Origin of the sequence: Parathalassolituus penaei (assembly GCF_026626885.1) — a bacterium.
In the GTDB taxonomy this organism is placed as follows: domain Bacteria; phylum Pseudomonadota; class Gammaproteobacteria; order Pseudomonadales; family Oceanobacteraceae; genus Oceanobacter; species Oceanobacter penaei.
In genome coordinates this window covers 85,385-92,891 of the sequence record NZ_JAPNOA010000055.1, presented here as the reverse complement: position 1 = coordinate 92,891, position 7,507 = coordinate 85,385, and the positions used below count along the sequence as shown (strand labels likewise).

General features: G+C 56.1%; 7 protein-coding genes. 3 read left to right on the top strand and 4 right to left on the bottom strand.

What is annotated here, in order from left to right; genetic code table 11:
* Positions 1–333 precede the first annotated feature (333 nt).
* A complete protein-coding gene (locus OUO13_RS14890) occupies positions 334–645 on the top strand; it encodes a hypothetical protein (protein WP_283174690.1) in 312 nt (103 codons plus the stop codon).
* A gap of 256 nt (positions 646–901) precedes the next feature.
* Here the strand turns inward: OUO13_RS14890 and alc are convergent, their stop codons facing one another.
* Together alc and puuE are read right to left on the bottom strand one after the other, a co-directional pair.
* Positions 902–1,909, bottom strand: coding sequence for an allantoicase (alc, locus tag OUO13_RS14885; protein ID WP_283174689.1), 1,008 nt, complete (start codon positions 1,907–1,909; stop codon positions 902–904).
* 2 nt (positions 1,910–1,911) lie between these two features.
* A complete protein-coding gene (gene puuE, locus OUO13_RS14880; protein ID WP_283174688.1) occupies positions 1,912–2,850 on the bottom strand; it encodes an allantoinase PuuE in 939 nt (312 codons plus the stop codon).
* Between the two features lie 242 nt (positions 2,851–3,092).
* On the opposite strand from puuE, the gene OUO13_RS14875 reads away from it, so the two are divergent.
* Both OUO13_RS14875 and OUO13_RS14870 read left to right on the top strand, forming a co-directional pair.
* Positions 3,093–3,611 carry an ureidoglycolate lyase gene (locus tag OUO13_RS14875; RefSeq protein ID WP_283174687.1) on the top strand — a complete coding sequence of 173 codons (519 nt, stop codon included), beginning with the start codon at positions 3,093–3,095 and terminating at the stop codon, positions 3,609–3,611.
* A gap of 100 nt (positions 3,612–3,711) precedes the next feature.
* The gene (locus OUO13_RS14870) at positions 3,712–4,713 is read left to right on the top strand and encodes an adenosine deaminase (RefSeq protein WP_283174686.1); all 1,002 of its coding nucleotides are present in this window, start codon (positions 3,712–3,714) and stop codon (positions 4,711–4,713) included.
* Between the two features lie 109 nt (positions 4,714–4,822).
* Here OUO13_RS14870 and OUO13_RS14865 read toward each other — a convergent pair whose 3' ends face one another.
* On the bottom strand, positions 4,823–5,800 hold the full coding sequence (locus OUO13_RS14865; RefSeq protein ID WP_283174685.1) for an isopenicillin N synthase family dioxygenase: 978 nt from the start codon (positions 5,798–5,800) through the stop codon (positions 4,823–4,825).
* Positions 5,801–5,940: 140 nt separating this feature from the next.
* A complete protein-coding gene (locus OUO13_RS14860; RefSeq protein WP_428982348.1) occupies positions 5,941–7,029 on the bottom strand; it encodes a BMP family ABC transporter substrate-binding protein in 1,089 nt (362 codons plus the stop codon).
* Positions 7,030–7,507: the final 478 nt, after the last annotated feature.

Genomic DNA, 7,507 nt, shown 5'->3' with positions numbered 1-7,507 from the left:
GCAAAAGCTTATTCAGAACGGCTTCGCGACGTTCAATGGAATAACGGGCCATGGTCAGTTCCTGGCCGCCCACTGTTCGTTTTAACGTGAAAAACTCATCGGACAACTATGCTGACACAGCGGGACCGCGGCCCAGCAAAATTCGTTTCTGACCACAACGGGTGCGGCATCTCCGAACTTGCTGAATTTGCCCAGTGCAGTTGGCTGCTCAATGCCCATCTGGTCGAGACGGAATTACCGTAACGGCCGACCCAGTCAGTGGTTTGGTCAATTGTTTATCCAGCGGGCGAACAGCATCCATGTCGAACAAAAACGCCAAGGCAACAGTAATCCATGAAAAGACAATGCCAGGAATGCGGTAATCAATCAGTGAAACTTGACTTAATAGGCTTCAGGAACCGATTGCTTTGTGAAAGCTGTTCAGCTCAGTACGAGATGACGAGTGGTCAAAAGTGGCTGGTTTCATTCGGTGGTGCATTTCTTATGTCTGCTGCCATCTATGCAGGCATTCTTGCTCAAAGCTGGCTGGTATTCTTTTTTACAGGTTTTGGCTTGCCGTTGGCTTTGGATATTTTCGTCCGGAAGTACGCGAAGTTAAAACTGGGGGCATTAAAGGTATGTTGCGTGCCAAAGGCTTGTAACTAGTCACTCAAATTCGGTTCCAGCCACAGCAGATGTGGCTTCTCCGGACCTGCTGAATTTGCCCAGCTCAGCTGGCTGCTTAATGCCCATCGGGCCGGGGTCGAAAAGCCGTTGTCGGGGAATTTCGGTGATACGAGCCCAGTCGGGCAAAAGCAGGGGGACGGCCGCCCGGCCGGGGGACAAGGTCCCCCAGGCAGGGCAAAAGGCCTGGCAAATTAACAAGCCGAGTAACCGTCGGAGCGATTACATCATCCAAAAATCACCGACTGATCTTACCCATCAGCCTTACCCGGCTGATACCACCATCCGGAAAGACATTAATCTTCACATGTGTCACCGGCCCGAGGTTCTGCACTTCGGCTTTGTACACGTGTTCCTGATTGGGCTGCATTTCCTGCATCGGCAGTAATTCCTGCCAGTACAGGCTCTGGGTTTCGATCTGGTCGTCGGTGCCACCTGTTACATAAGCCGCCTGAATCGAACACTTGTCCGGGTAGTTGCCTTTGAAATGGTGGGTGTCGATCAGGATTTCCTCGATGGTGCCAGCATGGCCGAGCGCCAGTATCACCCAGTCGTTGCCCGGTGTGCGGCGGCGGGCGGTTTCCCAGCCGTCTCCCATGTTGATGCCTTTGCCCGGCTGGATGATGTTGCTCATATGGCCGAAGTGCTGGTTGTTGCAGGCGAGGGCGCGGCCACCGTTGAGGGCGGCGGCGAGGTCGACCTGCTGGTTGGCATCCTGGGTTGACCAGTCGCGGAACGGGGTGCCGTACACTTTCAATCGGGCAACACCGCCGTCCGGGAAGATGTTCAGGCGCAGGTGCGTCCAGGGCTGGTTGGCGAAGGTATCGCTGATGCCGTGCACATGCTGGCTGTTGCCTTGCAGGTTGACCGCCGGAAGGATTTCCGTCCATGTGGTGCTGTCGTCGGGATCGCCGCTGGTGCAGAAACAAGCGTCCAGCGAGGCTGAAGGCGGGTAGTTGCCGGTGAAATAACGGGTGTCGATATCCACGGCCTTGATCATGCCGGTAACACCCAGGCGGATAATGGCGTGGTCGTAACCGGCCTGACGTTTGCGGCGGGATTCCCAGCCGTCCATCCATTTGCCGTTGTCGTCGTAGATGCCTTCTTTCCAGACCGGTTCGTCCGGGTTGAGCATGCGGTTGGCTTCGGCAAACCAGTCATCGGTGACGTAAATCACTTCGGTGCCCAGACGTGAGCTGGCGAGGTTAACATATTGGCGCAGTTTTTCGGGGGTGAACATGGTCATGATCAGCTCTGGGCAGATTGCGGGTAGTGGTGTTGATACCAGTGATGGGCGATGTCGATCCGGCGCGGGAACCACACTTTGTCGTGGGCGGCAGCGTATTCAACAAACCGTTTGAGTGACGCCAGTCGTGCCGGGCGGCCAATCAGGCGGCAGTGCAGGCCAATCGACAGCATTTTCGGGGCGTCGGCACCTTCCTCGTAGAGCACATCAAAGGCATCTTTCAGGTATTGGTAGAACTGCTCGCCGCTGTTAAATCCCTGCGGGGTGGCAAAGCGCATGTCGTTGCTGTCGAGGGTGTACGGAATCACCAGATGTGGCTTGGGGTTGCCTGCGGCGTCGGGCGCGCCCTGTACCCAATACGGCAGATCGTCGTCGTAGGCATCGGAATCGTAGAGGAATCCGCCTTCGGCCATCACGATGTCGCGTGTGTTGGGGCCGGTGCGACCGGTGTACCAGCCCTGCGGGCGGGTGCCGGTGATGCCTTGCAGAATCTCGATGGCCTTGTTGAGGTGGGCGGTTTCTTCCTCGACGCTCATATGCTGGTAGTCGATCCAGCGATAACCGTGGCTGCAGATTTCATGGCCAGCGTCGGCCATGGCGCGGATCAGCTCCGGGTGACGCTCGGCGGCCATGGCGACGGCAAAAATTGTCAGCGGAATGTTGTGCTGTTCGAACAGTTTCAGAATCCGCCACACGCCAGCGCGGCTGCCGTATTCGTAGATGGATTCCATGCTCATATGGCGCACGCCCTGCAGCGCCACGGCGGCGGGCATCTCCGACAGAAAGGCTTCGGATTCTTTGTCGCCATGGAGGATGCTGCGTTCGCCGCCTTCTTCGTAATTCAGTACAAACGACACCGCAATACGGGCGTCGCCGGGCCAGTGCGGGTGCGGTGGCTGGCCGCCGTAGCCGATCAGGTCGCGAGGATAGTCCTGGGACATGTTGTTCTCCGGTCGGGCCGTTGCCGTTCCATTCAGTATGGTCGGGCTGGCCCGTTCTTGCGTTTGATCAATGGGATGCTGGCGAGACTATCCTGAGTCTGGCGGCCACTCAATCAAATTTCCTGACCGGGTGGTCAAAGTTTGCATTTGGGGTCAAAATCGCGACTGCAAGCCTCTAGAATGGGGGCTTATCCGGATTAAAGGCGCACCAGCTGCCTTTGCCGCTCACATCAGGAGACTCCATGAGCCAGGCCCCGAACCGTATGCCGCTGATTCCCCGGCCGTTAACCCGTGAAGCCTTTGCGCCGTTCGGGGATGTGATCGAAACCGCAGGGCGTGATCATTTCACGATTAATGACGGGTATGCCGAGCGTTTTCATGATCTCGCCAATATTGATCTGGCCGAGCAGAACGGCCGCACGCTGTTGAGTATCTTCCGTGCCCGGCCGCGCCCTCGGCCGATTGTGATCACCATGATGGAGCGTCATCCGTTATCCAGTCAGGCTTTTATACCGTTATATTCTGTGCCGTTTCTGGTGCTGGTCGCCCCTGCTGGTGCTGAGCCAACGCTTGAGAATCTGACCCTGTTTCGTACAAATGGCCGTCAGGGGGTGAATTTCGCCCGGGGCGTCTGGCACTTTCCGTTGCTGGTGGAGCAGGAGAATCAGGAGTTCCTGATTGTTGATCGTGGCGGCCCGGAGAAAAACTGCGATCTGTTTTATTTCGAGGGTGTGCTGGGCGAGATTCCGGCAGCGACCTGAGTTTTACCCGTAACCCAATTACCTCTGCCTGTTTTCAGAGCTATCGTTTCAGAATTGGAACTGGGGTTTCAAAAACAGGGCAGTGCATCCGGAGTTGAAAATGAGCGACATCCATTCGTGGCTGGCAGTGATGCCAAAAGCCGAGTTACACCTGCACATTGATGGCAGCCTGCAGGCATCGCGTCTGTTGCAGCTGGCGGCCAAAAACGGCGTGGCCATTCCGTATGACTCAGTGGAATCGGTGCAGGCTGCTTACGAGTTTGAAGACTTGCAAAGTTTTCTCGATTTGTATTACCTCGGTGCTTCGGTACTGCGCGACGAAGACGATTTTTACTGGCTGATGCGCGATTACCTCGACAAATGCCGCGAGCAGAAGATTGTGCACACCGAAATCATGGTGGAGCCACAAACCTACTTGCCGTATGGCGTGGGGATTCACACCGTGATGGCGGGGTTCAAACGGGCGATAGCCGAAGCCAAAGCTGAGTGGGGCCAGTCGGCGCTGATGATGCTGAGCCTGTTGCGCCATCTGAGCGAAGACGAGGCGCTGGCCATGCTCGAGATGGCTGAGCCATTCCGGGATGATTTTGTTGCCATTGGCCTGGCCAGCTCGGAAATGGGGCACCCACCCAGCAAGTTCAAAACCCTGTATGAAACCGCGCGCAGCCGGGGTTACAAACTGGTGGCCCATGCCGGTGAAGAAGGCCCACCGGAATATATCTGGGAGGCTATCCAGCTGTTAGGGGTGGACCGTATCGACCACGGCGTTCGTTGTGTTGAAGACCCGGCGCTGGTAGCGCATCTGGTGCATAAACAGATTCCGTTAACCGTGTGCCCGCTGTCGAATGTGCGTTTGTGTGTGTTCGACCGTATGCAGGACCATAACCTGCTGAACATGCTCGAACAGGGCTTGTGTGTGACGGTGAACTCCGACGATCCGACCTATTTTGGCGGGTTTATGAACGAGAACTTCAGCGCCCTGGCGGATGCGCTGGCGCTTTCCCGTGAACAGGCCAAACAGCTGGCTGCCAACAGCTTCCGCGCCAGTTTCCTGCCCGACGACATCAAGGCGCAGTACCTGCAACAGCTGGAAGGCTATTAAGCCCGGCCAGTGTTGGTAAGTGTTGGCAAGTGTTGGGGAAATGAATCAGAAGCAGCCACAGCGGGTGTTTAACCCGCTGTAGCAATTGTCAGATGTGATGAAAAAACGCTCAGGCCGTTTCTTCCTGCCGATAGGCATAGGTGTTGTTAAAGCAGTAGATCATCCAGTCACCCGCTGAAATCGGCGCGTATTTCGGGGTTTCACCCGCGGCGCAGCAGTTGGGCAAACAGCTGACGTCGGTATCAAAATCCGGCTCGACAAAAAACGGTATCGAATAACGCTCGGCTCCCGATGGGCTGTAGACCCGGTGTGGGGTTGACTTGTAACGGTCGTTACTCCAGCGCGCCATCATGTTGCCAATGTTGATCACAAAGGTGTCGGCAATGGGTGGGGCATCGATCCAGTGGCCATTCACATCCTGCACCTGCAAGCCGCCGATCTCGTCCTGCCACAGAATGGTGATGCAGCCGTAGTCGGTATGAGATCCAGCGCCTACCGGAATCACCTGCTTGCCATTGGCATCGGTAACCGCTGGGCGTGGCGGGTAGTGCAGAAAACGCAGCACACTGAGCGGGTGTTCGAATTTATCGTCAAAGAAGTCTTCGTTGATGTTCAGCGCCAACGCCAGTGCGCTCAGGATCTTTTTACCGAGGGTCAGCATGTCCCGGTAGTGGGTTTCCATGGTGTGCTGAAAACCAGCCAGCGTTTGCGGGTACTGGTTCGGGCCATACAGCGGCCGTTGTGGGCCAATCAGTGGATGATCCGGGGCCAGGTTCAGGCCCATATCAAAGGATTCTTTCCAGTCGCCGGGCTGGGTTGGGTCCAGCTGTTCGGCGGCGGTTTCACCGTAACCCCGGTGGTTGTTCGACAGGCGAATAGCGATGGCCTGCTTCTCTGCCATGGGCAGGGCGAAAAAGTCTTGCGCCAGTGTACGCATGGTGTGGATGCGCTCGGCGCTGATGGGGTGGCCTTTGATGTAAAAGAAGCCGCTGTGCTGGCAGGCGTTGTCGATGGCGTTGGCAACCTTGCGTTTGCCTGCGGGGTCGTTCTGGTACAACGGGCTGATATCAATCAGGGGAATGTTCATGTGAGTGGAGTCCAATGGGATATGCCCTGCTTTTCGTCAGGGCAAATGGCTGCGCCGGAGAACCCGTTCCCGGCGGCAACCTTTCCTGTGCGGCCAGCACCCGTGGGTGCTGGCCGCGGCGGACGGTACAGCGTTGGGGCTTATTTCGGAATTTCCGCCTTGATGCCTTCGACGTACCAGTCCATTTTTTCGAGGTCAGCAAAGGTCAGCTTGGTGCCTTCCGGTACTTTCATCTCGCCTTTGTTGTCTTTCAGTGGGCCAGTGAACGGGTAGACGCTGCCGTCCTTGATGCCTGCAATCAGCTCTTTGGCCTTGGCGGTGACGTCGGCCGGAATGGATTCGTTAAAGCCCGGAATCACAATCGCGCCTTCTTTCATGCCTTCCACCATGGCGCTGGATTTCCAGCTGCCATCCATCACCGCCTGAATGCGGTTGATGTAGTGTGGGCCCCATTCATCCACCACCGACAGCAGGTGCGCTTTCGGGCCGAAGTGGGTCATATCGGAGGCCTGGCCAACCGCAAACGCGCCACGACGTTCAGCGGCTTGCATGGCCGCTGGTGAGTCGGTGTGTTGAAGAATCACGTCCACGCCCTGATCCATCATGGCGTTAGCGGCGTCGGCTTCCTTGCCCGGATCAAACCAGGTATTCACCCAGACGATTTTCAGTTCGGCGTTCGGGTTGTATTTGGCCAGTGCCAGCTGCACGGTGTTGATGTCGCGGATCACTTCCGGAATCGGGAAGGAGGCGATGTAACCAATCTTGTTGGTTTTGGTCATTTGCGATGCCACGTAACCGGCGACGTAACGGCCTTCGTAGGTTTTGGATACGTAGGTGCCGAGGTTGTCGGAGAGCTTGTAGCCGGTGGCGTGTTCAAACTTCACGTTCGGAAACTGTTTCGCCACTTTGACCGTCGGGTTCATAAAACCGAAGGAGGTGGTGAAAATGATGTCGTTGCCTGCTTTGGCGAGGTTACGAATCACACGTTCGGCGTCGGCACCTTCGGCGACGTTTTCAACGTAGGTGGTTTTGATCTTGTCACCAAAATGGGCTTCGGCGGACAGACGCCCCTGATCGTGCTGATACGACCAGCCGTGGTCACCAATCGGGCCAACGTAAACAAAGCCGACTTTCAGTGGTTCTTCTGCGTGTACCGCTGGTACAGACAATCCCAGCATGGCTCCGGCGACCACACCTGCAAGCAGCTTGTGAAATTGACGTCTCTTCATCCGTCCTCTCTCCTGTAGTGGCATGAGGATGCCTTCGTAAAAAATTTGACCGTTTGGGCAACAAATTTCATTAGCAAAAAGCTGACCACATTCTCAGGTTTTTATTAAAAGTCGATAAGTGCATGTAGTGATGGGGATTCTGCGGGAGGGAGATGGTGATGACTGGGAGAAGTACCAGGAAAGCGTGATCAAAAGTGCAGGCGATATGCCTTGTTTTGGTGCAAGGTGGAGTGGTTAAAGCTTCTTTATGTGGCGTTCTTCAGGGGGGGAATGGCCGTGATATGAGGAGTAAATGTCAGCCTGTGCAGGGAGATGGTAAACAGTGTTTGATGTATTCAGGATGCCCCAAGGCATAAAGCCCCGAGTGCGAAGGCTACAGCGCGGTTGAGCGGTGTTGGCGAATGAAATCAGTCATATCGCCGCATTGCTCAACCGCGCTGTAGCTTTCGCGCAGGAGGGGCGCCTGGTTGTTACCAGA

Coding starts and splice junctions, on each gene's coding strand:
- OUO13_RS14890 (WP_283174690.1), top strand. CDS start 334: ATGAAAAGACAATGCCAGGAATGCGGTAATCAATCAGTGAAACTTGAC.
- alc (WP_283174689.1), bottom strand. CDS start 1,909: ATGACCATGTTCACCCCCGAAAAACTGCGCCAATATGTTAACCTCGCC.
- puuE (WP_283174688.1), bottom strand. CDS start 2,850: ATGTCCCAGGACTATCCTCGCGACCTGATCGGCTACGGCGGCCAGCCA.
- OUO13_RS14875 (WP_283174687.1), top strand. CDS start 3,093: ATGAGCCAGGCCCCGAACCGTATGCCGCTGATTCCCCGGCCGTTAACC.
- OUO13_RS14870 (WP_283174686.1), top strand. CDS start 3,712: ATGAGCGACATCCATTCGTGGCTGGCAGTGATGCCAAAAGCCGAGTTA.
- OUO13_RS14865 (WP_283174685.1), bottom strand. CDS start 5,800: ATGAACATTCCCCTGATTGATATCAGCCCGTTGTACCAGAACGACCCC.
- OUO13_RS14860 (WP_428982348.1), bottom strand. CDS start 7,029: ATGAAGAGACGTCAATTTCACAAGCTGCTTGCAGGTGTGGTCGCCGGA.